Below are 23572 nucleotides of genomic sequence, written 5' to 3'. Positions count from 1 at the left end.
CCCCGGTGCTCCGGGGTCCTAGGCTGGGGTCATGACCGAGCAGCGCGGCGGGGCCGTCGACGAGTCCTGCGTCCTGACCGAAGGGCCGTGGACGCACCGGTTCGTCGGGGCCAACGGCAGCCGCTTCCACGTCGTCGAGGCCGGCACCGGCCCGATGGTGCTCCTCCTGCACGGCTTCCCCGAGCACTGGTGGGCGTGGCACGACGTGCTGCCGGCCGTCGCCGACGCCGGGTTCCGGGCCGTCGCGGTCGACCTGCGCGGCTACGGGGCCAGCGACAAGCCGCCCCGGGGGTACGACGGCTACACCCTCGCCGCCGACGTCGCCGGCCTGATCCGGGGCCTCGGCGAACGCTCCGCCACCGTCGTCGGCACCGGCGCCGGCGGCCTGATCGGCTGGACCGCCGCCTCGTTCCACCCGTCGCTGGTCCGCCGGCTCGTCGTGCTCGGCGCGCCCCACCCCCTGCGGCTGCGGGCCGCGATCTTCGCCGACCCGCGCGGCCAGTTCGCCGCCGCCACCCCGGCCCTGAAGTTCCAGCTTCCCCGCTACGAGCACGTGCTCACCCGCGACGACGCGGCGGCCGTCGAGGAGATGCTGCGCCGCTGGGGCGGCCCCCGCTGGGTCGACGGCCCCGACTTCGCCGCGTACGCCCGGCGCTGCCGGGAGGCGATGCGGATCCCGCAGGCCGCGTTCTGCGCGCTGGAGGGCTACCGCTGGGCGTTCCGGTCGGTGCTGCGGCTGCACGGCTACCGGTTCGTACGGCTGATGCAGAAGCCCCTGGTCACCCCGACCCTGCAACTGCACGGCGCGTTGGACGTCGCGTCCCTGCCGCGCACCGCCCAGGGCTCCGGCCGCTACGTGACGGCCCCCTACGAGTGGCGGCTGCTGGACGACGTCGGCCACTTCCCGCACGTCGAGGCGCGGGACGTGGTGCTCGGCGAGATCCTGCGCTGGGCGAAGTCCTGAGCCGGTCCCGCCCCGGCCCCGGCTCCCGACCCGGCCGCCGGTCGGGTCAGAGCCGCTGCTCGCGCAGGTCGGCGACCGCGCCGGCCGGGGCCCAGCCCTGATAGACCCCGAAGTCGAAGACCTCCAGCCCCATCGCCTGCGCCACCGGCCACCGGCCACCCGTGTACTCGACCCGCAGCCAGCCGTCGTGCTCGGCGAGGACGATGAACGGCTGGCCCTGCCACGTGCAGGTGGTCCGCACGTACGCCAGCTCCTCCACCTCGGCGGCCGGCAGCACCCGGACGTAGCGGCCGGGGCGGATCTCCTCGAACCCCTCGCCGGGCTCGGGCTGGTAGAGCCGCACGTCGTCGCCGTCGGGGCTGGCCTGGTATTCCCGGCCCCGCCAGCGGGCCACGTAGCCGTCGCGCATCAGCCATCACCGGCCCGACGCCACAGCAGCGCGTCCGTGTCCAGGGTCGCGACCACCCGTTCGGTGCCGTCCGCCCCGATCCGCCAGAGCTGCGCGCCGTGCGGCAGCCGGGCGCTGTCCACCTTGAACTCGGCCACCACGTCGCTGCTGTCCCCCGGCGCGAAGCCGTTGCCCCGGAACGGCGGACGTTCGATGACCCAGCCCTCCATGGCCCGCATGGCGCCCTCGTTCTGCCCGCCGTACGGAATGCGGTAGAGGCTCGGCCGATGGGCGGGCCAGCGCAGGACGTAGATCTCCTCCGCGTCCCGCGAGAACGGCGAGCCGGGGTGGCTCAGGCCGAGCGCGTCGTGCAGCTTGGCCGGGGTGTTCAGGTGGGCCAGCTCGCTGGCCCGGTGCACGAAGCCGGAGACCCGGTCGTAGCCGCGCTCCAGATAGTAGGAGAGCTGGCTGGGGGCGACGGCCTTCTGCATCACCACCGGCCGGTTCGGGTCGACCGGCGGCGGCACCTGCCGGGACGCCCCGGCCGACGCGCCGACCGCCGGCTGCGGCTCCGGCTCGCTCTCGACGTCGTCGCCGAGCCCCACGTCGGCGGCCCAGTTCGCCAGCGCGACGATCTGCTCCCCGGGCAGCTTCGCGCCCACCGGGGTGTTCGGGTTCACCGCGAACGACCAGGCGTCGTCCGGCCAGCGGCGGATGAGCTGGGCGAACTTGACCGACACGGTCTCCACCGGACCGTCGGCGTGGTCGGCCATCCGCTCCGGGGAGGTGTAGACCACGACGTACCGCTCGCCGTCGAGCCGCTCGGTGCGCCACACGAAGCCCGGCTCGCCGGGCCGGCTGCCGTCGGCCGAGTCGGGTGCCACCGGGAGCAGCACCCGGGCCAGCAGCAGGGTGGACAGGAAGGTGTCGGTGCTGCCGGTGCCGGCGGCGGCGAGCAGGTCCTCCTCGACCTCGTTCGCCGGCCGGAACTCGGGGGCGGGCGGCGCGACGGGCGCCGGATCCGGATCCGGAAACTGCTCCGCAACGGCAGCGCCGGCGACCGCGGGCTCGTCGGCGACCGCGGGCTCGTCGGCGACCGCGGGCTCTCCGGCCGGTGCGGCACCGTCGGCCGGTGCGGGCACGCCGGTCGACGCCGGCGGGGCGGGCGCGGGTGGGGCCGGATCGGTGGGGGCGCTCGGCTGGAGGACGGACCCGGCCGACGGGTCCGGCGCGGGCCGCTTCGACGGCGTGAACAGGGACACCGTCGCCTCCGGGTCGGCACCGCCGACGGGCGGGGCGGCGGCTGCGGAGCCGGCCAGGGTGATGGGCAGGGTCACCGGGTCGGCGGGCGCGGCGGCGGACGGGTCGGAAACCGGCCCGGCCGGAACCGCGGTGTCCAGCGGGACGGTGGCGTCCGGCGAAACCGCCGGGCTCAACGCGACCGTCGCATCCGGCGAAACCGCCGGACTCAGCGCGACCGTCGCGTCCGGCGAGGCGACCGGGTGCGGCGGGGTCGCCGGTGCCGGTGCGGGCAGATCCCGCGCCTCGATGATCGTGCCCTCGATGACGATCGGGGAGAAGGACTGGCGGGGCGCGGGCGGCCCGGAGACCGGCTCGGCGATCGAGGCGGTCACCTCCTCGACGAGTTCCTCGGCCGGGGCGGGGCCGGGACGCTCCGCCAGGGGCCGGGTGGGCTCGTCGTCGGCCGCGCCGGGGCGGGGGCGCGCGAACGCCTGCTCGGCCCCCGGCCCGGGACCGCGACGCGGCGCGTTCTCCGCCACCCCGGCACCGGTCGTGCCGAGGGGGCGGGTCGGCTCGTCCGCGCCACCCGCCGGGCCGAAGAGGCCGCCCGCCGCACCGCCGGCCGGCGCGAAGGGACGGGTCGGCTCGTCGCCGGGCGGCACGGCCCGGAAGGCTCTGGTCGGCTCGTCGGCCGGCGACGTCCGGGGCGGCACGACGGGCGGCATGCCGCCGCCGGGACGCAGGCGACGGGTCGGCTCGTCGTGGGTCGCAGCCGGGCCGGATGCCTCGGCCGGCGACGCCGCCGGTGCCGCACCGGCCCGGCTGATCGGCATCGTCGGCGGCTCCGGGGCGGGAGCGGGGGGCGGACGGAATGCCTGGGTCGGTTGCTCGGCGAGTGGGTCCGGCACGGGACGCCGCCGGGGGAACGGCTGGCCAGCGCCGCCGAAGCCCCGGGACTGCGGGGTGGGCCGCTCGACGGGACGACGGGGCTCGCCGAGCACGCGGGCCGCACGGCTGCGACCCGACGCCGGCTCGAAGAAGGAGGTGGGCTGGCCGGGTGGCCCCGGCGGGGCGGCGGGTGGGCCGCTGCTGGTCGGCGTCGCCTCGCTCGGCGGCGCCTCCACGGGCGGTCGCCGCCGGGGGACGTTCAGCCACGCCGAGCCGCCCGAAGCGGGCTCGCCGTCGGCCGTGCCGGCGGAGCTGGGGGCACCGGCGGCGGGGGCGCGGACGCCCCCCGGCCCGTCCGGGTGCGGCGGGGCCGGGGGAAGGTCGGTCCCCTGCGGACGGGGCGGGGCCGGCGGCGACACGGTGAGCCGGGTGGTGGGCGCACCGGAGACGTCGGCGGGCCCGGTGGCCGGTGCGCCCGGCGGCGGGCCCACGGCCGCCGGGCCGGGGGCGGGCGACACCGGCGCGTCCCGGCCGGGGACCACCGCCGTGGCGCGGGCCTTCGCGGCGGACTCGACGCGGTCCAGGCGGGCGCGGGCACCCAGGGTGCGGCCGGGCAGCCGCACGTCGCCCCTGGAGAGCTGGGAGACGAACCAGGCGGGCAGGTAGCCCTCGATGGGCAGCCCCGGGTTGACCGCCAGCCACCACTCGTGGTTGGGCCATTCGGCGGCGAGGTCGGGGTACGCGCTGCGCCGGCTGGGCGCGGTGCTGCCGCCGAGGCAGGCCCGCAGCGCGGCGGGCGAGGTGAAGGCCAGCACGTGCGTCCGGCCGCCGGTGGTCCAGGTGCCCCACCCCATCGGGACCTGCCCGGCCAGCGCCTCGGCGGAGACCGGCAACAGCAGGTCGGTGCGGGCGAGGATCCGGAAGTAGAGCTCCTGGTCGTTGGCGCGGAGGGCGTCCCGCATCGCCGCTTCGGCCTCGGTAGCCGGCTCCCAGTCGGTCACGGCCACCTCTCCTCCCGCAATCAGGCCATAGCCATCGCGTACAACCTACAAGGTGGTAACAAGATCACAATGGCTGGCCGGGGACGCCCCGCCGGACAATCCGGGTGCGGATAACATCCGGTTTCGAAGCCGACACGATACGGAGGCGCGATGCCCCGGCCCACCGCGCGTCCGGCCCTCGCCGCAGCCGCCGCGGCCCTGCTGACCGCGCTCCCCACCGCGCCGGCGCAGGCGGCCGGGGCACATCGCGCGGCCCCCGGCTGCGCCACCCCGCCGGCGCCGGCACGGCCGGTCGCGGCCACCCCGTGGCCGCAGCAGCGGTACGCCCCGCAGCGGCTCGCCGCCCTGGCCAGCGGGGCGGGCGTCACCGTCGGGGTGATCGACTCAGGCGTGGACCGCCGGCACCCGCAACTGGCCGGGCGGGTCGGCCCCGGGGCCGACTTCCTCGACCCGGGCGGCGACGGCGGCGGCGACTGCGCCGGGCACGGCACCGGTGTGGCGAGCATCATCGCGGCCGAGCCCCGCACCGGCGTCGCGTTCCAGGGCCTCGCGCCGGGCGCCCGCATCCTGCCGGTACGCGTCAGCGAGCAGCAGGTGGTCGAGGGGCGCGAGTCGGGGCGGACGGTCAGCGCCGTCGACTTCGCCCGGGCGATCCGCTGGGCGGTCGACCACGGGGCCGACGTGGTGAACCTCTCCGTCGTGCTGTACACCGACAACCCGGCCGTCCGGGCGGCGGTCGGCTACGCGGTCGAGCGAGACGTGGTCGTGGTGGCCGCCGCCGGCAACCTGCACGACAGCGGCGACCCGCGGCCGTATCCGGCCGCGTACGACGGGGTGCTGGGGGTGGGTGCGATCGGCGCGGACGGTCGGCGGGCCGACTTCTCCCAGACCGGCCCGTACGTCGATTTGGTCGCCCCGGGCGGCGAGGTGCTGATGGCCGCACCGGGGCAGGGCCACCGCCAGGCCGAGGGCACCAGCTATGCCGCCCCGTTCGTGGCGGCCACCGCCGCCCTCGTCCGGCAGTATCGGCCGGAGTTGACGGCTGCGCAGGTGACGCGGCAGATCCTCGCCACGGCCGACCCGGCGCCCGGCAACGGCCCCGGCGGCGGGTACGGCGTGGGTGTGCTCAACCCGTACCGGGCGGTCACCGAGACCGGGGCGGGCTCGCCGGGGCCCGCTCGCCGGGCCGTGGCCCTCGCGGCGGACGAGGCCGACCCGGCGCTCGCCGCCCGCCAGGCCCGTCGGGCGGCGGCCCGGGACCGGGCGGTGGTCGTCGCGACCGTCGTCGGGGCGGCCGTGGCGAGCGCCGTGCTGCTGGCGGTGGTGCTGCCTCGGGGCGGTCGCCGCCGGTGGCGGCCGGCGGCCTGACCGCCCGCGGTGGCGACGCCCGGCGTCGCCGCCGGACGCCGCCGTCGCCGCCCACCGGAACGCCGCCCCCACCGGAACGCCGCCGCCGCTCACTGGAACAGGTTGACGTTCCGCTTCTCGGTGTCGAGGTAGTCGGACGCGGAGTCGTCGACCGCCAGCTTGATGTCGCGCAGCATCGCCTGGAGGTCCTGCGAGGCGGAGCGCCACCGGGCCTGCCGCTGCTCGTACGCCTGCCGGGCCTCGCCGTCCCAGCCCGCCACCAGCGGGGCGGCGTCGCGTTCGAGCTGGCCGAGCTGGCTGTCCAGGGTGTTCAGCGCCCGCTGGATGTCGGCACCCGCCTGCTGCAACGCGGCGAAGTTGACGACCAGAACCCCATGGTCCATCGGATGATCCCCTTTCCGGGAGGTGCTACAGCGGCAGCTGGATGCCGCGGTTGGTGCCGGCGACCCGGCTGGCGGCTTCGTTGTCGGACACGTCGTACTGCTGGCCGGCGGTGCGGATGGCGGTGGCGGTCTCCCGCAGCGCCCGCTGCAACGCCGCCTGGTCCTGCGACCACTGCCGCTTCACCTGCTCGAACGAGCGTCCGCCGGCACCCCGCCAGGCCTGCTGCAACACCTCCAGCTCGGCCAGCAGGCTGGTCAGCATGGCCTGTAGGGACTGGTCAACCTGCTCGAACTTCGCGGCGGTCTGCTGCATCACCGCGGCTTCTGCCTGGGTCTGTGACACCCCGGACGTCACCTCGTCTCCTCGATCGTGGCTGGCCGTCGGGCGCGCCCGCGGCGGACGCGCCGCTCGCCTGTCCCGGCGGCGACGCCGGGGCGGGATGGGGTCAGCTAACTCGTCGCTGACGGTAGCGGCCCGGTGGCCGTTCTGCTACCCCGCCCGGCTCCCCTGTGGACAACCGCGGCTCCCACGATGGCGGGGCGGAACCATACGATGACGCTGCGGAACCGACCGTGGCCACGCCCGGGCCCGGCGGCGTCCCGGGCGAGTGTCGAGGAGGCGCGGTGACGACCAGCACGACCACGGCCCCGGTCCAGCCGGCGCACCGGCAGCCGTTGCCCCCGCAGTGGATTTCGGCCACCGCCCGGCGGGGCCCGGCCGGGGTGCGGGTCGGCCAGGTGGTCGCCACGCAGGCGGCGGTGGCGCTGGTCGCCGCAGGGGTCGGCCGGGGCGCGGCCGTGACCGTGGCCGCCGTCGCGGTGGCCGCGCCGCTGCTGGCCGGCGCCTGGGTCCGGGTGCGCGGGCGCTGGCTGTTCTCCTGGCTCGGCGTCGCCGGCGGCCACCTGTCCCGTCGGCGCGCCCCGGCGTCGACCACCGACCCGGGTGCGCTGCTGGGGCTGCTCGACCCCGGCGCGGTGATCCGGGTTGCGGAGCTGGCCGGCGGCCCGGTGGCGATGGTCGACGACGCCGAGGGCCTGACCGCCGTGCTGGAGGTCGGCGACCCCGGCGACCTGCTCGGCGACGGGGCCCGGGCGCTGCCCGCGCCGTCGACGCTGCTGCCGCCGGTCTCGCCGGAGCTGCCCCCGATCCGGCTCCAGCTCCTGCTCAGCGGTTCTCCCGCGCCGGTTGTCGCGGCCGGGGGGAGCACGGTGGCGACGTCGTACCGGCAGCTCACCGACGGGCTGCTGGCCGGGCGCGACTCGGCGCTGCTGGCGGTGCGGGTCCTGCGGGTGGACGGGTGGACCGACGAGGACCTGCGGGCCGCCCTGTCCGGGGTGGTCCGGCGGATCGTGCGCCGGCTGGGGCCGGTGACCGTCCGCCCGCTCGGCGAGCACGCCGCGCCCCGTGTGCTCGCCGAGCTGGCCCACCTCGACGGCGGCGGGCCGGTGCTGGAGACCTGGCCGACCGTGCGGACGGGGGCCCTGTGCCAGACCACCTTCCGGGTGCGGCGCGGGCCGGACCCGGCCACCGAGGCGGGCCGGCGGCTGGTGCCCCGGCTGCTCACCCTGCCGGCCGCCGCGACCACGGTCTCGCTCTGCGTGGGGCCGCGCGCCGGTGCCGGCGGCGCGACCGTGCCGGCCGAGCTGACCGTACGGCTGGCCGCCTGGACCCCGGCCGGGCTGGCGGCGGCGACGCAGTCGTTGCGGCGGCTGGCCGACGGCGCGGGCGCGGAGGTCGACCGGCTCGACGGCCAGCAGCTTCCCGCGCTGGCGGGCACGCTGCCCCTCGCCCTTGCCGTGCCGGGCGCGACGGCCGACCCGGCGGTCCTCGACGGGCTGGAGCTGCCGGTCGGCGACGCGGGGCTGATGGTCGGCGCGAACCGGCGCGGTGCGGCGCTGACGATCCGGCTGTTCCGGCCGGAGGGCACCCGGTTGATGCTGGTCGGCGGGGTGCGCGCCGCGCAGCTGCTGGCCCTGCGGGCGCTGGCGCTGGGTGCCCGGGTCGCGGTCCAGACGACCCGGCCCCGGGCGTGGGAGCCCTTCGTCCGGGGCGTCGCCACGCCCGACGGGCCGATCCCGGTGCTGCCGCCGGGCCGCGCGGTGGGCGCGGTGGCCGGTTCGGCGCTGCGGCCGTTGCTGCTCGTGGTGGACGCGGGCCCGCTGCCCGCCGACGCCGGCCCCGGGCCGGCCTGGCGCTCCACCCTGGTGGTCCGGGACGGCCTGACCTCGTCCGACGCCGACCAGTTGGGCCGGGCCGACCTGGTGGTGCTGCAACCGTTGCGGCCCGCCGAGGCCGCGTTGGCCGGCGTCGCGCTCGGCCTCGGCGGCTCGGCCGAGTGGCTGACCCGCATCCGGGAGGACATGGTGGCCGTGGTGAACCGCCGGGCGCTGCGCTGGGCGCTGCTGTCGCCGACCCCCATCGAGTCGCAACTGATCGGCCGCCCCGGTCGGGGTTGACGCCGCCGGGCCGGGGTTGACGCCGCCGGGCGGGTTCCGCCGGTGGCGGGTCCGTGGCACGATCCGTGGCCATGGGTTTCCTGAAGGGTCTTCTGATCCGGCTGGGCAGCACGGCGGTGGCCTTCTGGTTGGCCACCCTGCTCATCCCGGGCATCACGCTCGACACGGGTTCGGCCATCGAGGCGGTCATCACGCTGCTGCTCGTCGCGGTCATCTTCGGGGTCGTCAACGCCGTGCTCCAGCCGATCATCAAGACCGTGGGCTGCGGCTTCTACCTGCTGACCCTGGGGTTGATCGCCCTGGTGGTCAACGGCCTGCTCTTCCTGCTGACGAGCTGGATCGCGGGCGAGGCCGGGCTGCCGTTCCACGTGGACGGCTTCTGGCCGGAGGCGGTGCTCGGCGCCCTGTTCGTCGGCGTCGTGACCTGGCTGCTCGGCGCGGTCCTCGACCGCGACTGAGGCGAGCGGGGCCGATCCCGGCCCGGGCGGGGTGGGCGGATTCACGGCGCGCGCCACCGGGCGGGCGCGCTAGCGTCGCAGGGTGTTCACCCTGACCCGCGACGACGGCCACCAGCTCAGCACCGACCCCGCCCGGCTCGACCTCGACCTCGTGCACCACTGGCTCTCCACCGACGCGTACTGGGCGCTGGGGCGGGACCGGGAGACCGTCGGCCGGGCGTTCGCCGGCTCGCTGCCGTACGGCGTGTACCGCCCCGGCGACGGCCGGCAGGTGGCGGTGGCCCGGGTGGTGACCGACGGCGCGACGTTCTGCTGGCTCTGCGACGTCTACGTGGACCGGGCGGTGCGGGGGGTCGGGCTGGGCACCTGGCTGGCCGGCGCGGTCCGCGACCACCTGGCCACGCTGGGCGTACGCCGGATCGTGCTGGCCACCTCCGACGCGCACGGGGTCTACGCGAAGATCGGCTTCGCCCCGGTCGAACCGGACCGTTTCATGGAGTACGACGGGCGGGGGCAGTCGTGAGCCCGCTGCGCCTCGGCTACCTCTACGGCATCGGCGCGTACCTGCTCTGGGGGTTCTTCCCGCTCTACCTCAGGGCGCTCAAGCCGGCCGGCCCGCTGGAGATCCTGGCGCACCGGATCGTCTGGTCGGTGCTCTTCGTGGCGCTGCTGCTCGCCGCGCTGCGCAACGTGGGCTTCCTGCGCCGGCTGGCGCGCCGCCCCCGGGCGCTGGCCGGCATCGCGGTGGCCGCCGCGCTCATCGCGGTCAACTGGGGCACCTACATCTACGGTGTGAACTCGGCGCGGGTGGTGGAGACGGCCCTCGGCTACTTCATCACCCCGCTGGTGTCGGTGCTGCTCGGGGTGACCGTGCTGCGGGAACGGCTGCGCCCCGGGCAGTGGCTGGCGCTGGGCATCGGCGCGGCGGCGGTGGCCGTGCTCACCGTCGACTACGGCCACCTGCCCTGGCTCGCGCTCACCCTGGCCGCCAGCTTCGCCGCGTACGGGCTGGTCAAGAAGCGCCTCGGGCTGCCGGCGGCGGAGGGGCTGTTCGTGGAGTCGGCGGTGCTCGCCCTGCCCGCCCTCGGCTATCTCGGCTGGCTCGCCGCCGCCGGTGGCCCGACCTTCGGTCACGTCTCGGCCGGGCACACCGCGCTGCTGGTGCTGGCCGGCGCGGCCACCGCGACCCCGCTGCTCCTCTTCGCCGGCGCCGCGAACCGGCTGTCGCTGACCGCGCTGGGCATGCTCCAGTACCTCGCCCCGATCCTCCAGCTCGGCTGCGGGGTGCTGATCTTCCACGAGCCGATGCCCCCGGCCCGGCTCGCCGGGTTCGCCCTGGTCTGGCTGGCCCTGCTGACCTTCACCGCCGACGCGCTCCGCCACGGCCGCAACTCCCGGCGCTCCCGCCGCCCCGCCGCGCCCCGGCCGCTTGCGCCGGCCTCAGCGGGACAGGGGACGACGGTGCCCTGAATCCGCTGCCGCGTCTCGTGACGTCCCGTGACGTGACGTGACGATGCAGCGCCGAGCGCCGCAGGCCGCCGATCTCACCCTCAGTCACCACCGCCTGACCTCGCCCAGGATCTCGCGATCCCTTTGCTCTGCACCCACCCACGCAGCACCTGTGACGGCCTGGAGAAATAGAAGATCACGGCTTTGCGACGGCCCGGCGTGTGGTTGCGGCGCGTGGTTGCGCCGCGTAATCGTTGCGTATCCGGGTGCAGAGCAAAGGGCTGGAATCGGGGGTGGCGCGGCCGGCCGGGCCGACTACAGGCCGCAACGCCGCGCGGGCGGGTTCAGCGGGCGGGGCTCAGCGGGCGTCGTAGGCGAGGACCGGGGTGCCGTCGGCGCGCAGGAGTTCCAGGCGGACCAGTTCGCCGTCGGTGAAGTGGGTGGTGGCGGTCAGGCTCAGCTCGTCGCCGGGGGCGGCCAGCCAGGAGCCGATCTGCTCCGTCGCGCCGTCCGGGCCGTGCGCCACCAGCCGGAAGGTGTACGCCTCGCGGTGCCCGGCCCGCCGGTCGTACCCGCAGCGCATGGTGACCTCGGTGCCCCACGGCGTGCCGGTCAGCCCCACCTCGGCGCGCACCGGCACGGTGCCGGCGATCGGCCGCATGGACGCCAGCGCGATCTGCGGGGTGGGTGTCGGGGTGACCTCGACGGGCGGCCGAATTGTGGCCGCGCCGAACCCGGCGAGCACCGCCAGGACGGCGGCGGCCAGCGCGGTCAGGGCGTACCGGCGGCGGGCGGCCGACCGCTCGCGGCGTCGGCGGCGGCGGGCGGCGTCGAGCAGCGCGGGCACCCGGGAGACCTCGGCGGGCGGCTCCAGGAACTGCTCCAGCCCGGCCGGGTCGAGCCGGCCGAGCAGCCCGGGGAGCACGGCGATCTCGGCGACCGCGTCCCGGCAGGAGGCGCAGCCGCCGAGGTGCCGTTCATAGGCGGCCCGGTCGGCGGGGGCGAGGGCGCCCAGCACGTACGCGCCGTCGTCGTGCGCGAAGTCGCAGCGGGTCATCCCGTCACCCCCATCTCGGCCAGCGCCAACCGTAGCGAGCGCAGCGCGTAGTGGGTGCGGGACTTGACCGTGCCCGGCGGCACGCCCAGCCGGACCGCCGCCTCGGACACCGAACGCCCCTGGTAGAAGCACTCGATCAGCACCTCGCGGTGGGTCGGGCTGAGCCGGTTCAGCGCCTCGGCGACCGTCCACGCCTCCACCGCGCGCTCCGCCTCGTCGATCGTCTCCGGGGGTTCGGGCAACTCGTCGGTGTAGATCTCGCCGACCCGGGTGGAGCGCCGCCGCCACGCGTCGATCGCCAGGTTGCGGGCGGTGGTGAACAGCCACGCCCGCACCGACCCGCGCGTCGGGTCGAGCGACTCCGGGTGCCGCCAGGCCCGCAGCAGCGTCTCCTGCACCAGGTCCTCGGCCCGGGTCCGGTCGCCGTTGACCAGCCGCAGGGCGTGCGCGTAGAGCGCGTCGGCATGCTCGTCGTGCAGCGCGCGCAACAGTTGGGCGTCGTGGTCGCTGATGACGACCTCCTCGCTGTCGCCGAGTGTCCAGCGGTGCGTTCGCCCGACAGTACGTACGGTGTCGCCGATCGGTTCATCCGCAGGTCGACGGGGAGGTCCGGCGCAGGTGTTCACATCCGGTTCATGTTCGGGCCGACCCGCGCTCACCACGCCCTCCTAGCGTCCGCCGGGTACGCACGTCGGAGGGCTGACCCCGGCGTGCACCGACTTCCTTGGAGGCACCTCCCGATGAGCGACCGACCCCGGCTGCTCCCCCTGCTGGGCGCCACCCGCCACGGCAGCCGTGACGCCATGACCTGTCTCTACCGGTGCGGCAACGCCTGTGACCACCCGGTGCCCAACACCTCCGACAACCCGTACCTCGGCGACATCGTCGACGCCGAGGTGTCCCGGCGCGGCGTGGTCCGGGCCGGCGCGGTCGGTGCGCTCGTCCTGGGCTTCGGCGGCGCTGCCGCCGGGGCGCTGGCCGGCGCCGGCGCCGCGTCCGCAGCGCCGGCCACCCCGGTCGTGCCGGAGGCCGCCGGGTTCGGCCGCCCCGCCGGCGGCGTGGGCAACGGCGCGCTGACCTTCCGGCCGATCCCGCCGAACAAGCTCGACACCCTGGTCGTGCCCAACGGGTACGACCACAGTGTCGTGATCCGCTGGGGCGACCCGGTGGTGCCGGGCGCGCCGGAGTTCGACGTGCACGCGCAGACCGCCGCGAAGCAGGCCAAGCAGTTCGGCTACAACAACGACTTCGTCGGCGTGCTGCCGCTGGACAAGCGGGGCCGCCGGGCGCTGCTCGTGGTCAACCACGAGTACACCAACGAGGACCTGATGTTCCCCGGCTTCACCAGCCTCGACGCGCTCACCGTCGAGCAGGTGAAGGTCGCCATGGCGGCGCACGGCATGTCCGTGGTCGAGTTGGAGCGGGTCGACGGCACCGGACAGTGGCGGCCCGTCGACAGCGGCCGGCGGCCGTACAACCGGCGGGTCACCGCGCTGGCCACGAAGTTCGAGCTGACCGGCCCGGCCGCCGGCTCGGCGTGGCTGCGTACCGCCGCCGACCCGAAGGGCCGGACGGTGGTCGGCACGCTGAACAACTGCGCGGGCGGCGTCACCCCGTGGGGCACGGTGCTCTCCGGCGAGGAGAACTTCAACCAGTACTTCGTCGGCGGCGACGCCGCGCCGGAGGAGCTGAAGCCGAAGCTGGCCCGCTACGGCATCAACACCACGGAGCGGTACCCGAGCGGCAACCGCAAGTGGGACCGCGCCGACGAGCGCTTCGACCTGGCGAAGCACCCGTACGAGGCGCACCGCTTCGGCTGGGTCGTCGAGATCGACCCGTTCGACCCGGAGAGCCGGCCGCGCAAGCACACGGCGCTGGGCCGGTTCAAGCACGAGGGCGCGAACGTCATCGTCGCCCGCAGCGGCCACGTGGTGGCCTACATGGGCGACGACGAGCGGTTCGACTACCTCTACAAGTTCGTCTCCGACAAGAAGTTCATGGCCGGCGACTCGTGGGTGGCCCGCAAGCACAACCTGACCCTGCTGGAGTCGGGCAGCCTGTACGTGGCGCAGCTCGAAGGCAACTCGGCGGCCGAGATCGACGGCACCGGCAAGCTCCCCGCCGACGGGGCGTTCAACGGCCGGGGCCGCTGGATCAAGCTGGTCAGCGGCAACCGCTCGTACGTCGACGGGATGACCGCCGCGGACGTGCTCACCTTCACCCGGCTGGCCGGCGACAAGGTCGGCGCGACCAAGATGGACCGCCCGGAGGACGTCGAGCCGAGCCTGCTGACCGGCAAGGTGTACGTGGCGCTGACCAACAACACCGACCGCGGCAAGGCGGGCAAGGCCCCGGCCGACGAGGCCAACCCGCGCAACCTCAACAAGCACGGTCAGATCCTGGAGCTGGTCGAGGACGGCAACAACAACGCCGCCGAGACGTTCGCCTGGTCGCTGCCGATCGTCTGCGGCAACCCGACCGACCCGTCGACCCACTTCGCCGGGTACGACAAAGCCAAGGTCTCCCCGATCTCCTGCCCGGACAACGTCGCCTTCGACGCCACCGGCAACCTCTGGATCTCCACCGACGGCAACGCGCTGGGCAGCAACGACGGCCTGTTCGCCACCGCCGTGGAGGGGCCCGAGCGGGGGCACCTCAAGCAGTTCCTCACGGTGCCGCTGGGCGCGGAGACCTGCGGCCCGTTCATCACCGGCGACAACCGCTCGGTGTTCGTGGCGGTGCAGCACCCGGGTGAGATCACCGGGGCGAGCGTGGAGAACCCGGCGTCGACGTGGCCCGACGGCGACTACGCCAAGCCCGGCGTGGTGGTCACCTGGCGGCTGGACGGCGGCCCGATCGGCAGCTGAGCCCGCTGGGCGTCGCGGCGGGCCCCCTCCCCACCAGGGAGGGGGCCCGCCCTGTCTCAGCTCCCGGCCCCCGGTCCCCGGTGGCGGCGGTGTCAGCTCTCGGCGGCGACGGCGTCGGCGATGGCGCGGGCGGCGGTGAGCAGCTTGGCCCGGACCACCCGGGCGGAGGTCATCATCTCGCTGGCCGGCAGCGAGCAGGCCAGCACCATCCGGCGTTCCATGTCCTTGTCGGGGACGACGAGCACGGCGGCGCACGCCACGCCCTGCCGGAACTGCCCCAGCTCCAGCTGCATGCCCCGGCGGTCGCCGGCCGCCACGTCCGCCTCGAACGCCTCGGGCGTGGTGAGGGTGGCGTTGGTGAACGGGCGCATGCCGTATTCCCGCAGGTAGCGGAAGCGTTGCTCGGCGGTGAGGGTGGCCAGCAGCGCCTTGCCGAGCGCGGTCGCGTGCGCGCCCTCGTCGAAGCCGGGGACCAGGTCCTCCAGGTGCGGGGAGCGGTGCCCCTCCGCGACGGCGGTGATGGCCACCTGGCCACCGACGAAGCGCCCCAGGTAGTGGCTGTAGCCGGTGTCCAGGGCGGCCCGGCGCAGGCACTCGCCGACCGCCGCGGGCCCGCGGAACGCGGTGACCAGCTCGCGGTAGCGGTCGGCGATCTCCAACCCCACGATGTACGTGCCGTCCTCGCGGCGGATCACGTAGCCCTCGTAGGCCAGCGTGCGGACCAGGTGGTAGGTGGTGGCCACGGTCAGCTCGCAGCGCCGCGCGATCTGCTTGACGGTCAGCCCCTTCGGGGCCCGACCGACCGATTCGAGCACGCGTAGCGCGCGGGAGACACTCCGGATGAGGTCCGAAGGTTCCGCCAAGGGGTCGCGCACAACCACCTCCGCCGCCGGGGACTTACACCATATGAAATCCAGGCGTCCGGCGAAATGCCTGTTCGGGTCGACGCTGCCAGATCATCCTAAACGGTCAGTGCGTCGAGCGACACGGTGAGTTGTCCGAGGCGGACTCGCGAAGGGTCACGCGGAACCCGCCCCGGGACCCGGGTCGGTCAGCCGGTGCGGTCGGCGATGTAGTCGCAGAGGGACTCCAGGGCACGCCGCGACGGGGTCTCCGGCAGCAGGGCGAGCTGCTCCCGCGCCTCCTCGGCGTAGCTGCGGACGGTCTCCCGGGCGCGCTTGAGCGCCGGGGACTCGCGCAGCAGGCCGAGGGCCTCGGCGTGCAGGGCGTCGTCGACGAGCGGGCCGGTGGCCAGGATCTCCCGCAGCCGCACCGAGGCGGCGTCGGAGTCGTCGGCGGCGAGCGCGTAGAGCACCGGCAGGGTCGGCACGCCCTCGCGCAGGTCCGTGCCGGGGGTCTTGCCCGACTGCACCGACTCGCTGGCGATGTCGAGCAGGTCGTCGGAGAGCTGGAAGGCGACGCCGATCGTCTCGCCGTATCCCGCCAGGGCCTCGGTGTGCGCGGCGGACGCCCCGGCGAACAGGCCGCCGAAGCGGGCCGAGGTGGCGATCAGCGAGCCGGTCTTCTCGGCGATCACGCTCAGGTAGTGGGTCACCGGATCCTGCCCGTCCCGGGGGCCCACCGTCTCGGCGATCTGGCCGTGCACCAGGCGGGCGAACGTGCGCGCCTGGAGCCGCACCGCCTCCGGGCCCAGGTCGGCCGAGAGGTCCGCCGCACGGGCGAAGAGATAGTCGCCGACCAGGATCGCCACCGAGTTCGTCCAGCGGGAGTTGGCGCTCGGGGCGCCCCGCCGCACGGCGGCCTCGTCCATGACGTCGTCGTGGTAGAGCGTCGCCAGGTGGGTGAGCTCCATCACGACGGCGGCGGAGACGACCCGCGGGTCGGACGGATCGCCGAACTGGGCCCCCAGCGCGACCAGCAGCGGCCGGAACCGCTTGCCGCCGGCCTCCACGAGGTGCCGGGCGGCCTCCGTCACCAGCGGGTCGGCGCTCGTCACGGTGGCCCGCAGCTCCGCCTCGACGGACTCCAGCAGGCCCAACACGGACGCCTCGACGCGGGCATCGGCCAGATGCAGGCCGAGCGCGCCGAACTGACCCATGCTCATCCGACCCCGCCGAGCGGAGCCGGTGGCACCTGAACGCTCGCCAGCCGGATTCACCACGCTATCCACCATGCCACACCCGTTCGACCTGCTCCGGGGCGGGGATGCGGCGACGGGGCCGGCACGCTGTCGCGTACCGGCCCCGTCGCGGGGAAACGTCGGTCATCGCACGAATTCGGCGGCGCCGTTGGCGAGGTCGAGCAGCGGGCCCGGCACGACGCCCAGCACCAGCGTGGCCAGCACGCCGATCATGAGCGCCGCCGAGGTCAGGCCGCCCGGCACCGTCACCGTCGGGGTGGACTCCCCCGGCTCGGACAGCCACATCATGACCACGACCCGCAGGTACGGGAACGCGAGCACCATGCTGGTCAGCACGCCGGCCACCACCAGCCACGCCTGGTCGGCGTCCAGGGCCGGGGCGAAGACGGCGAACTTGCTCATGAAGCCGCTGGTGAGCGGGATGCCGGCGAAGGCCAGCAGGATGAAGGTGAAGATCGCCGCGAAGAACGGCGAGCGCTTCCCCAGCCCCGCCCAGCGGGACAGGTGGGTGGCCTCCCCGTCGGCGTCGCGGACCAGGGTCACCACCGCGAACGCGGCCAGCACCGAGAAGCCGTACGCGGCCAGGTAGAACATCGTGCCGGCGAGCCCATCCCGGCTCGGCGCGAGCACGCCGACCAGCAGGTAGCCCGCGTTGGCGATCGACGAGTAGGCCAGCAGCCGCTTGATGTCGGTCTGGGTGACCGCCAGCACCGCGCCGACCAGCATGGTGAGCACCGCCACCGCGCCGAGGACCGGGGTGAAGTCCCACGCCGCACCGGCGAACGCCACGTGGAAGACGCGCAGCAGCGCGCCGAACGCGGCGACCTTCGTGCAGGCCGCCATGAAGCCGGTGACCGGCGTCGGGGCGCCCTGGTAGACGTCCGGGGTCCACACGTGGAACGGGGCGGCGGCGGCCTTGAACAGCAGGCCGATGGCGAGCAGCGCCATGCCGGCGAAGAGCAGCACCTGGCTCGCCGGGGACTCGCCCACCGCCGCGTGGATGGTGGCGAAGTCGACGCCGGCCGGGCGGCCCGGGATGCCGGAGGTGAAGCCGTACACCAAAGCCACGCCGAACAGGAAGAACGCCGAGGCGTACGCGCCGAGCAGGAAGTACTTCATCGCCGCCTCCTGGCTCAGCAGCCGCCGGCGGCGGGCCAGCGCGCAGAGCAGGTAGAGCGGCAGGGAGAAGACCTCCAGGGCGATGAACATGGTCAGCAGGTCGTTCGCCGCCACGAAGATCAGCATGCCGCCGATGGCGAAGCTCGCCAGCGGGTAGACCTCGGTCGCCCCGTTGCTGCCGTCGGCCTGCCGCCGGTCCTCGACCGACTCGGCGGTGACGGCGGCCTGGGCGACGAACGCCCCGCCCCGCTCCACCGAGCGCTCGCCGATGAGCAGCAGCGACATGGCGGCGAGCACCAGGATCGCGCCCTGGAGGAACAGCGTCGGCCCGTCCACAGCGAGCGCCCCGCCGGCGGTGATCAGCCGGTCGTCGGCGTTGAAGATCACCATCACCAGCGCGGCGAGCACCGCGAGCAGCCCCAGCGAGAGCTGGACGAGGTGGCGGTGCTTGCGGGGCACGAACGCCTCGACCAGCACGCCCAGCAGGGCGGCGCCCAGCATGATCAGGATCGGAGCGAGCGCCGCGTAGTCGATCGACGGCAGCTTGAGCTCGGTCACTTTGCGGCCTCCTGCACGACACCGCCGACCTCAGGGGCCGGATCGGTCCTGCCGACGTCCTCCATGGTGGCCCGGACGGCGGGGTTGATGACATCAGTGACCGGCTTGGGATAGAAGCCGAGCAGCACGATCAGCGCGATCAGCGGCGCGACCACGACCTTCTCGCGCAGGTTGAGGTCGCGGCGCATCGGCTCTACCTCGGTCAGGGCCGGGTTGAGGGTGCCCTGGGTCGTCCGCTGCACCATCCACAGCACGTACGCGGCGGCCAGGATGATGCCGAGCGTCGCGATCACCGCGACCGGCTTGTTCACCGTGAAGGTGCCGATCAGCACCAGGAACTCCGAGACGAACGGCGCGGTGCCGGGCAGGGCCAGCGAGGCCAGGCCGGCGAAGAAGAGCACCCCGGCCAGCAGCGGCACCAGCTTGCCCGCGCCGCCGAAGTCGCTGATCAGGGCCGAGCCGCGCCGGGCCACCAGCATGCCCACCACCAGGAAGAGCAGGCCGGTGGCGAGGCCGTGGTTGAGCATGTAGAGCACCGCGCCCGTGCCGGCCTGGGTGGTGAAGGCGAAGATGCCGACCCCGATGAACCCGAAGTGCGCGATCGAGGTGTACGACACCAGCCGCTTCAGGTCGTTCTGGCCGACCGCCAGCAGCGCGGCGTAGATGATGCCGATCACCCCGAGCGCGAGCGCGTACGGGGCGAACCACTTCGACGCCTCCGGGAACAGCGGCAGGCAGTAGCGCAGGATCCCGAACGTGCCCACCTTGTCCAGCACGCCGACGAGCAGCGCGGCGGCCCCGGCCGGGGCGGCCCCACCGGCGTCCGGCAGCCAGGTGTGGAACGGGAAGAACGGCGCCTTGATCGCGAAGGCGAGGAAGAAGCCGAGGAACAGCCAGCGCTCGGTCCCGGTGGAGATGTCGATCTGGGTGAGCGCCTGCCAGTCGAAGGTCTTCCCGCCGACGACCCACAGGCCGATCACCGCGGCCAGCATGAACAGGCCGCCGACCAGCGAGTAGAGGAAGAACTTCACGGCCGCGTACTGCCGCTGGTGGCCGCCGTAGCTGCCGATCAGGAAGTACATCGGCACCAGCATGACCTCGAAGAACACGTAGAACAGGAAGACGTCGGCGGCGGCGAAGACGCCGATCATCGTGGATTCGAGGACGAGCAGCAGGGCGAAGTAGACCGGGATCGAGCGCTTCGACGACTCGGCGTCGTGCCAGGACGCGAGGATGACCAGCGGCACCAGCACCGCGATCAGCATCAGCATCACCAGGGCGATGCCGTCGGCGGCGAAGGTGAACCGGGCGTCCCACTGCGGGATCCAGGTGTACGACTCGCGGAACTGGAGCCGCTCACCGCCGGTCTTGAAGGCCAGCCACATGACCACGGACAGGGCGAGCACCAGCAGCGACCACCCGAAGGCCACCTGCTTGGCCAGCTCCGGCCGGCGGCGCGGCAGGACGGCCACGACCAGCGCGCCGACCAGCGGCGCCACGGTCAGCACCGAGAGGAACGGGAAGTTGGACATTATGCGGCCTTACCTCCGTCGTCACTGCGTGGTCCGCCGGCGGGGGCGGCCGTAGAGAGGTCGATCACGCCAGCCACCCCGCCTGCACGGCCAGGAACGCCGCCACCACCAGCAGCGCGCCGGTGAGGATGGACGTCGCGTACGACCGGACGAAGCCGGTCTGCAGCCGCCGGAGCCGGCCGGAGCCCCCGCCCACGGCGGCGGCGAGGCCGTTGACCAGCCCGTCGACGCCCCGGTTGTCGAGGAAGACCAGCGCCCGGGTGAGGAAGATCCCCGGCTTCTCGAAGACCGCCTCGTTGAAGGCGTCGGTGTAGAGGTTGCGCCGGGCGGCGGTGACCAGCACACCCGCCGGCTGCGGCTCGGTGGCCGTGCCGTTGCGGAACAGCGACCAGGCGAGCCCGGCCCCGGCGATCGTGACGACCAGCGACAGGATCGTGATCACCGTGTGCGACAGCACGGCGTGGTGCTCCTCGCCGGCCTCGCCGAGCACCGGCGTCAGCCAGGAGGCCAGGCCGTCGTTCCACACCATCAGGCCACCGGCGACCACCGAACCGATCGCCAGCAGGATCAGCGGGATCGTCATCAGCTTCGGCGACTCGTGCGGGTGCTCGATGTCCTCGGTCCACCGCTTCGGGCCGTGGAAGGTGAGGACGAACAGCCGGGTCATGTAGAACGCGGTGAGCCCCGCGCCGAGCAGCGCCGCGCCGCCGAACAGCCACGCCGTCCAGTCGTCGCGCGTGAAGGCGGCGACGATGATCGGCTCCTTGGAGAAGTAGCCGGACAGCGGCGGCAGGCCGATGATGGCCAGCCAGCCCATCATGAACGTGAGCCAGGTGACCTTCATGTGCTTCGACAGCCCGCCGAAGCGGCGGATGTCCACCTGGTCGTTCATGCCGTGCATGACCGAGCCCGCGCCGAGGAACATGTTGGCCTTGAAGAAGCCGTGCGCCAGCAGGTGGATGATCGCCAGGGCGTACGCCCCGCCGCCGAGGCCGACGCCGAGGAACATGTAGCCGATCTGGCTGACCGTCGACCAGGCCAGCACCCGCTTGATGTCGTCCTTGGCCGCGCCGATGACGCAGCCGAGCAGCAGGGTCAGCGCGCCGACGCTGACCACCACGAGCTGGAGCGTCGAGTTGGCCGAGAAGACCGGGTTGGACCGGGCGATCAGGTAGACGCCGGCGGTGACCATGGTGGCGGCGTGGATGAGCGCCGACACCGGGGTCGGGCCCTCCATCGCGTCCGGCAGCCACGCCTGGAGCGGGAACTGGCCGGACTTGCCGGCCGCGCCGAGCAGCAGCAGCAGGCCGAGCACCAGCACCGTGGTGCCGGTCAGCGAGCCGACGCCGTTGAACACCTCGTCGTACTGCGTGGTGCCGAGGGTGGCGAACATGACGAAGATGCCGATGGCCAGGCCGGCGTCGCCGACCCGGTTCATCAGGAACGCCTTCTTGCCGGCGGTGGCCGCGCTCGGCCGGCCGTACCAGAAGGAGATCAGCAGGTACGACGCCAGGCCGACGCCCTCCCAGCCGAAGTAGAGCATCACGTAGTTGTTGCCGAGCACCAGCAGGAGCATCGCGGCGACGAAGAGGTTGAAGTAGGCGAAGAACCGCCGCCGGCCCTCGTCGTGCGCCATGTACTCGACCGCGTACAGGTGGATCAGGAAGCCCACCCCGGTGATCAGCAGGACGAAGACCGCGGCCAGCGGATCGAACAGCAGGCCGAAGTCCACGTGCAGGTCACCGACGGCGATGAAGTCCCACAGGCTCAGCTCCGCCGACTTGTTCTCCAGGCCGCGGAGCTGGAAGAAGTAGGTCAGGCCGAGCACGAAGGAGGCCCCGATCGCGGCCACCCCGAGCCAGTGCCCCCACCGGTCGGCCCGCCGCCCCAGCAGCAGCAGGACCGCCGCGCTGGCCAGCGGAATCGCCACCAGCAGCCAGAAGCTGCCCAGCAGGCCGCTCGCCGCAGCGTAGGCGACTTCACCTGCCGGCTCAGCCGGGGCGTTCATCAGAATCTCTCCCACCGCAGGGCCCCTTAGTACTTCAGCAGGTTGGCGTCGTCGACGCTGGCCGAGCGCCGGGTCCGGAAGATGGACATGATGATCGCGAGGCCGACCACGACCTCCGCCGCGGCCACCACCATCACGAAGAACGACATGATCTGGCCGTTCAGGTCACCGTTGATCCGGCTGAAGGTGACCAGGGTCAGGTTGGCCGCGTTCAGCATCAGCTCGACGCACATGAACAGCACGATCGCGTTGCGGCGGACGAGCACCCCCACCGCGCCGATGGTGAACAGCACCGCGGCGAGCACGAGATAGTAGTCCGGGGTCACCGGTCCGTCCCCTTCAGCGTGGTCTCCTCGGCGGTCAGCTCCCGGGCCGGCATGATCTCCGGGATGCTGCGCTCGGTCAGCCGGCCGTCGGGCAGGCGGGCCGGCGTGGCCACCGAGGACGAGGTGGCGAAGACACCCGGGCCGGGCTTCGGGCCGGGGTAGTTGCCCGGGGCGAAGCGGGCCTTCATGGTGGCGATCTGGTCCATCTTGTCCTCCCGACGCCGCTCGATGTGCGCCAGCACCATCGCGCCGACGGCCGCGGTGATCAGCAGCGCCGAGGTCAGCTCGAAGGCGAAGACGTACTTGGTGAACAGCAGCCGGGCGATGCCCTGCACGTTGCCCTCGGCGTTGGCCTGCTCCAGGCCGACCGCCGAGACACCGCCGAGACCCCGGTAGAGGCCGCCGCCGACCAGGCCGGCGAAGCCGAGGCCGAGCACCACGGCGGCGACCCGCTGGCCGCGCAGGGTCTCGATCAGCGAGTCCGAGGAGTCCCGGCCGACCAGCATCAGCACGAACAGGAAGAGCATCATGATCGCGCCGGTGTAGACGATGATCTGCACCATGCCGATGAACGGCCCGGCCTGCAGGACGTAGAACACGCCCAGGCAGAGCATCGTCAGCACCAGCCAGAGCGCCGAGTGCACGGCGTTGCGGGCCGCGATCATGCCGATCGCGCCGAGCAGCGCCAGCGGGGCGAGGATCCAGAAGGTGACCTCCTCGCCGCCGGAGACCCCGCCCGCCGCGGCGAGCACCGTCTGCGTGGTCATGCCTCGTCCCCCTTGCCCGCCGCAGCCCGCTGGGCCTGCTGCTCGGCGCCGGGGAAGGTCACCCCGGGGTGCTCCTCGACCTGGTAGCGACCGGGGCTGTTCGCCGCGCGCTCGGCCCCGGCGGAGGTGCCCGGGTTGCTCAGCGCGCCGACGTAGTAGTCCTTCTCGCTGTCGCCGAGCCGCATCGGGTGCGGCGGCTGCTCCATGCCCGGCAGCAGCGGCGCGAGCAGCTGCTCCTTCGTGAAGATCAGGTCCTGCCGGTTGTCCCGGGCCAGCTCGTACTCGTTGCTCATGGTGAGCGACCGGGTCGGGCAGGCCTCGATGCAGAGCCCGCAGAAGATGCAGCGGGCGTAGTTGATCTGGTAGACCGACGCGTGCCGCTCACCCGGGGACAGCCGGTTCTCCTCGGTGTTGTCCCCGCCCTCGACGTAGATCGCGTCGGCCGGGCAGGCCCAGGCGCACAGCTCGCAGCCGATGCACTTCTCCAGGCCGTCCGGGTGCCGGTTGAGGATGTGCCGCCCGTGGTAGCGCGGCGCCGAGACCGGCGGCTTGAACGGGTAGTCGGTCGTGACGACCTTCCTGAACATGTGCGAGAAGGTGACCCCGAAGCCCTTGAACGTTCCGGTGATCGCGCCCACG

Annotated in this window: 21 protein-coding genes; 7 read left to right on the top strand and 14 right to left on the bottom strand. The window is 74.0% G+C overall.

The window, feature by feature from the left end:
* The first annotated feature begins 31 nt into the window (after positions 1 to 31).
* Positions 32 to 964, top strand: a complete 933-nt coding sequence (locus tag ACFYWL_RS09525) for an alpha/beta fold hydrolase (RefSeq protein ID WP_386969662.1) — start codon at positions 32 to 34, stop codon at positions 962 to 964.
* A 46-nt stretch (positions 965 to 1010) separates the two neighbouring features.
* Here ACFYWL_RS09525 and ACFYWL_RS09520 read toward each other — a convergent pair whose 3' ends face one another.
* Together ACFYWL_RS09520 and ACFYWL_RS09515 are read right to left on the bottom strand one after the other, a co-directional pair.
* On the bottom strand, positions 1011 to 1376 hold the full coding sequence (locus ACFYWL_RS09520; protein WP_386969789.1) for a hypothetical protein: 366 nt from the start codon (positions 1374 to 1376) through the stop codon (positions 1011 to 1013).
* Positions 1373 to 4483, bottom strand: a complete 3111-nt coding sequence (locus tag ACFYWL_RS09515) for an SseB family protein (RefSeq protein WP_386969659.1) — start codon at positions 4481 to 4483, stop codon at positions 1373 to 1375. Before ACFYWL_RS09515 ends, ACFYWL_RS09520 begins: the two co-directional genes overlap by 4 nt.
* Positions 4484 to 4633: 150 nt before the next feature.
* Here ACFYWL_RS09515 and mycP point away from each other — a divergent pair, with 150 nt between their 5' ends.
* Entirely contained in the window at positions 4634 to 5851 is a 1218-nt protein-coding gene (gene mycP, locus ACFYWL_RS09510; RefSeq protein ID WP_386969656.1) for a type VII secretion-associated serine protease mycosin, read from the top strand.
* A gap of 89 nt (positions 5852 to 5940) precedes the next feature.
* Here the strand turns inward: mycP and ACFYWL_RS09505 are convergent, their stop codons facing one another.
* Both ACFYWL_RS09505 and ACFYWL_RS09500 read right to left on the bottom strand, forming a co-directional pair.
* Entirely contained in the window at positions 5941 to 6234 is a 294-nt protein-coding gene (locus ACFYWL_RS09505; RefSeq protein WP_386969653.1) for a WXG100 family type VII secretion target, read from the bottom strand.
* Positions 6235 to 6259: 25 nt separating this feature from the next.
* Positions 6260 to 6577 carry a WXG100 family type VII secretion target gene (locus ACFYWL_RS09500; protein ID WP_386969786.1) on the bottom strand — a complete coding sequence of 106 codons (318 nt, stop codon included), beginning with the start codon at positions 6575 to 6577 and terminating at the stop codon, positions 6260 to 6262.
* Positions 6578 to 6807: 230 nt separating this feature from the next.
* On the opposite strand from ACFYWL_RS09500, the gene eccE reads away from it, so the two are divergent.
* The 4 genes from eccE (at position 6808) to rarD (ending at position 10619) form a co-directional block, all read left to right on the top strand.
* Positions 6808 to 8691, top strand: coding sequence for a type VII secretion protein EccE (gene eccE, locus ACFYWL_RS09495; RefSeq protein ID WP_386969650.1), 1884 nt, complete (start codon positions 6808 to 6810; stop codon positions 8689 to 8691).
* Between the two features lie 71 nt (positions 8692 to 8762).
* Positions 8763 to 9149, top strand: a complete 387-nt coding sequence (locus ACFYWL_RS09490; protein WP_386969648.1) for a phage holin family protein — start codon at positions 8763 to 8765, stop codon at positions 9147 to 9149.
* 82 nt (positions 9150 to 9231) lie between these two features.
* The gene (locus tag ACFYWL_RS09485; RefSeq protein WP_386969645.1) at positions 9232 to 9672 is read left to right on the top strand and encodes a GNAT family N-acetyltransferase; all 441 of its coding nucleotides are present in this window, start codon (positions 9232 to 9234) and stop codon (positions 9670 to 9672) included.
* Complete coding sequence (gene rarD / locus ACFYWL_RS09480) at positions 9669 to 10619, top strand: EamA family transporter RarD (RefSeq protein ID WP_386969642.1); 951 nt, start codon at positions 9669 to 9671, stop codon at positions 10617 to 10619. Before ACFYWL_RS09485 ends, rarD begins: the two co-directional genes overlap by 4 nt.
* Before the next feature lie 337 nt (positions 10620 to 10956).
* Here rarD and ACFYWL_RS09475 read toward each other — a convergent pair whose 3' ends face one another.
* The gene (locus tag ACFYWL_RS09475; RefSeq protein WP_386969639.1) at positions 10957 to 11655 is read right to left on the bottom strand and encodes an anti-sigma factor family protein; all 699 of its coding nucleotides are present in this window, start codon (positions 11653 to 11655) and stop codon (positions 10957 to 10959) included.
* Entirely contained in the window at positions 11652 to 12146 is a 495-nt protein-coding gene (locus ACFYWL_RS09470; RefSeq protein WP_229406618.1) for a sigma-70 family RNA polymerase sigma factor, read from the bottom strand. Before ACFYWL_RS09470 ends, ACFYWL_RS09475 begins: the two co-directional genes overlap by 4 nt.
* 249 nt (positions 12147 to 12395) lie before the next feature.
* Between ACFYWL_RS09470 and ACFYWL_RS09465 the strand changes: the two genes are divergently transcribed.
* Entirely contained in the window at positions 12396 to 14522 is a 2127-nt protein-coding gene (locus tag ACFYWL_RS09465; RefSeq protein ID WP_386969637.1) for a PhoX family protein, read from the top strand.
* A gap of 92 nt (positions 14523 to 14614) precedes the next feature.
* Here the strand turns inward: ACFYWL_RS09465 and ACFYWL_RS09460 are convergent, their stop codons facing one another.
* The 8 genes from ACFYWL_RS09460 to nuoI all read right to left on the bottom strand — a co-directional run bounded on the left by ACFYWL_RS09460 (position 14615) and on the right by nuoI (position 23571).
* A complete protein-coding gene (locus tag ACFYWL_RS09460; protein ID WP_386969634.1) occupies positions 14615 to 15397 on the bottom strand; it encodes an IclR family transcriptional regulator in 783 nt (260 codons plus the stop codon).
* 176 nt (positions 15398 to 15573) lie between these two features.
* On the bottom strand, positions 15574 to 16656 hold the full coding sequence (locus tag ACFYWL_RS09455; RefSeq protein ID WP_386969631.1) for a polyprenyl synthetase family protein: 1083 nt from the start codon (positions 16654 to 16656) through the stop codon (positions 15574 to 15576).
* A 90-nt stretch (positions 16657 to 16746) separates the two neighbouring features.
* A complete protein-coding gene (nuoN, locus tag ACFYWL_RS09450; RefSeq protein WP_386969629.1) occupies positions 16747 to 18300 on the bottom strand; it encodes an NADH-quinone oxidoreductase subunit NuoN in 1554 nt (517 codons plus the stop codon).
* Positions 18297 to 19832 (bottom strand): NADH-quinone oxidoreductase subunit M, encoded by a 1536-nt coding sequence (locus ACFYWL_RS09445; RefSeq protein WP_043961437.1) that lies wholly within the window; start codon positions 19830 to 19832, stop codon positions 18297 to 18299. The genes nuoN and ACFYWL_RS09445 overlap by 4 nt, the downstream gene beginning before the upstream one ends.
* A 64-nt stretch (positions 19833 to 19896) precedes the next feature.
* On the bottom strand, positions 19897 to 21840 hold the full coding sequence (nuoL, locus tag ACFYWL_RS09440) for an NADH-quinone oxidoreductase subunit L (protein ID WP_386969626.1): 1944 nt from the start codon (positions 21838 to 21840) through the stop codon (positions 19897 to 19899).
* A 26-nt stretch (positions 21841 to 21866) separates the two neighbouring features.
* Positions 21867 to 22166 carry an NADH-quinone oxidoreductase subunit NuoK gene (gene nuoK / locus ACFYWL_RS09435; protein ID WP_007074133.1) on the bottom strand — a complete coding sequence of 100 codons (300 nt, stop codon included), beginning with the start codon at positions 22164 to 22166 and terminating at the stop codon, positions 21867 to 21869.
* Complete coding sequence (locus ACFYWL_RS09430) at positions 22163 to 22933, bottom strand: NADH-quinone oxidoreductase subunit J (protein WP_386969622.1); 771 nt, start codon at positions 22931 to 22933, stop codon at positions 22163 to 22165. Before ACFYWL_RS09430 ends, nuoK begins: the two co-directional genes overlap by 4 nt.
* The gene (gene nuoI, locus ACFYWL_RS09425; RefSeq protein ID WP_386969619.1) at positions 22930 to 23571 is read right to left on the bottom strand and encodes an NADH-quinone oxidoreductase subunit NuoI; all 642 of its coding nucleotides are present in this window, start codon (positions 23569 to 23571) and stop codon (positions 22930 to 22932) included. Before nuoI ends, ACFYWL_RS09430 begins: the two co-directional genes overlap by 4 nt.
* Between the last annotated feature and the right edge of the window lies 1 nt (position 23572).

Origin of the sequence: Micromonospora sp. NPDC002575, from assembly GCF_042889525.1 — a bacterium.
Taxonomy (GTDB): domain Bacteria; phylum Actinomycetota; class Actinomycetes; order Mycobacteriales; family Micromonosporaceae; genus Micromonospora; species Micromonospora carbonacea.
The sequence above is the reverse complement of the archived record's forward strand: the minus strand, read 5'-3'. Positions and strand labels throughout refer to the sequence as shown.

Coding starts and splice junctions, on each gene's coding strand:
- ACFYWL_RS09490 (WP_386969648.1), top strand. CDS start 8,763: ATGGGTTTCCTGAAGGGTCTTCTGATCCGGCTGGGCAGCACGGCGGTG.
- mycP (WP_386969656.1), top strand. CDS start 4,634: ATGCCCCGGCCCACCGCGCGTCCGGCCCTCGCCGCAGCCGCCGCGGCC.
- nuoL (WP_386969626.1), bottom strand. CDS start 21,840: ATGAACGCCCCGGCTGAGCCGGCAGGTGAAGTCGCCTACGCTGCGGCG.
- ACFYWL_RS09445 (WP_043961437.1), bottom strand. CDS start 19,832: ATGTCCAACTTCCCGTTCCTCTCGGTGCTGACCGTGGCGCCGCTGGTC.
- ACFYWL_RS09475 (WP_386969639.1), bottom strand. CDS start 11,655: ATGACCCGCTGCGACTTCGCGCACGACGACGGCGCGTACGTGCTGGGC.
- ACFYWL_RS09430 (WP_386969622.1), bottom strand. CDS start 22,933: ATGACCACGCAGACGGTGCTCGCCGCGGCGGGCGGGGTCTCCGGCGGC.
- ACFYWL_RS09505 (WP_386969653.1), bottom strand. CDS start 6,234: ATGGACCATGGGGTTCTGGTCGTCAACTTCGCCGCGTTGCAGCAGGCG.
- ACFYWL_RS09465 (WP_386969637.1), top strand. CDS start 12,396: ATGAGCGACCGACCCCGGCTGCTCCCCCTGCTGGGCGCCACCCGCCAC.
- ACFYWL_RS09455 (WP_386969631.1), bottom strand. CDS start 16,656: ATGGTGGATAGCGTGGTGAATCCGGCTGGCGAGCGTTCAGGTGCCACC.
- ACFYWL_RS09525 (WP_386969662.1), top strand. CDS start 32: ATGACCGAGCAGCGCGGCGGGGCCGTCGACGAGTCCTGCGTCCTGACC.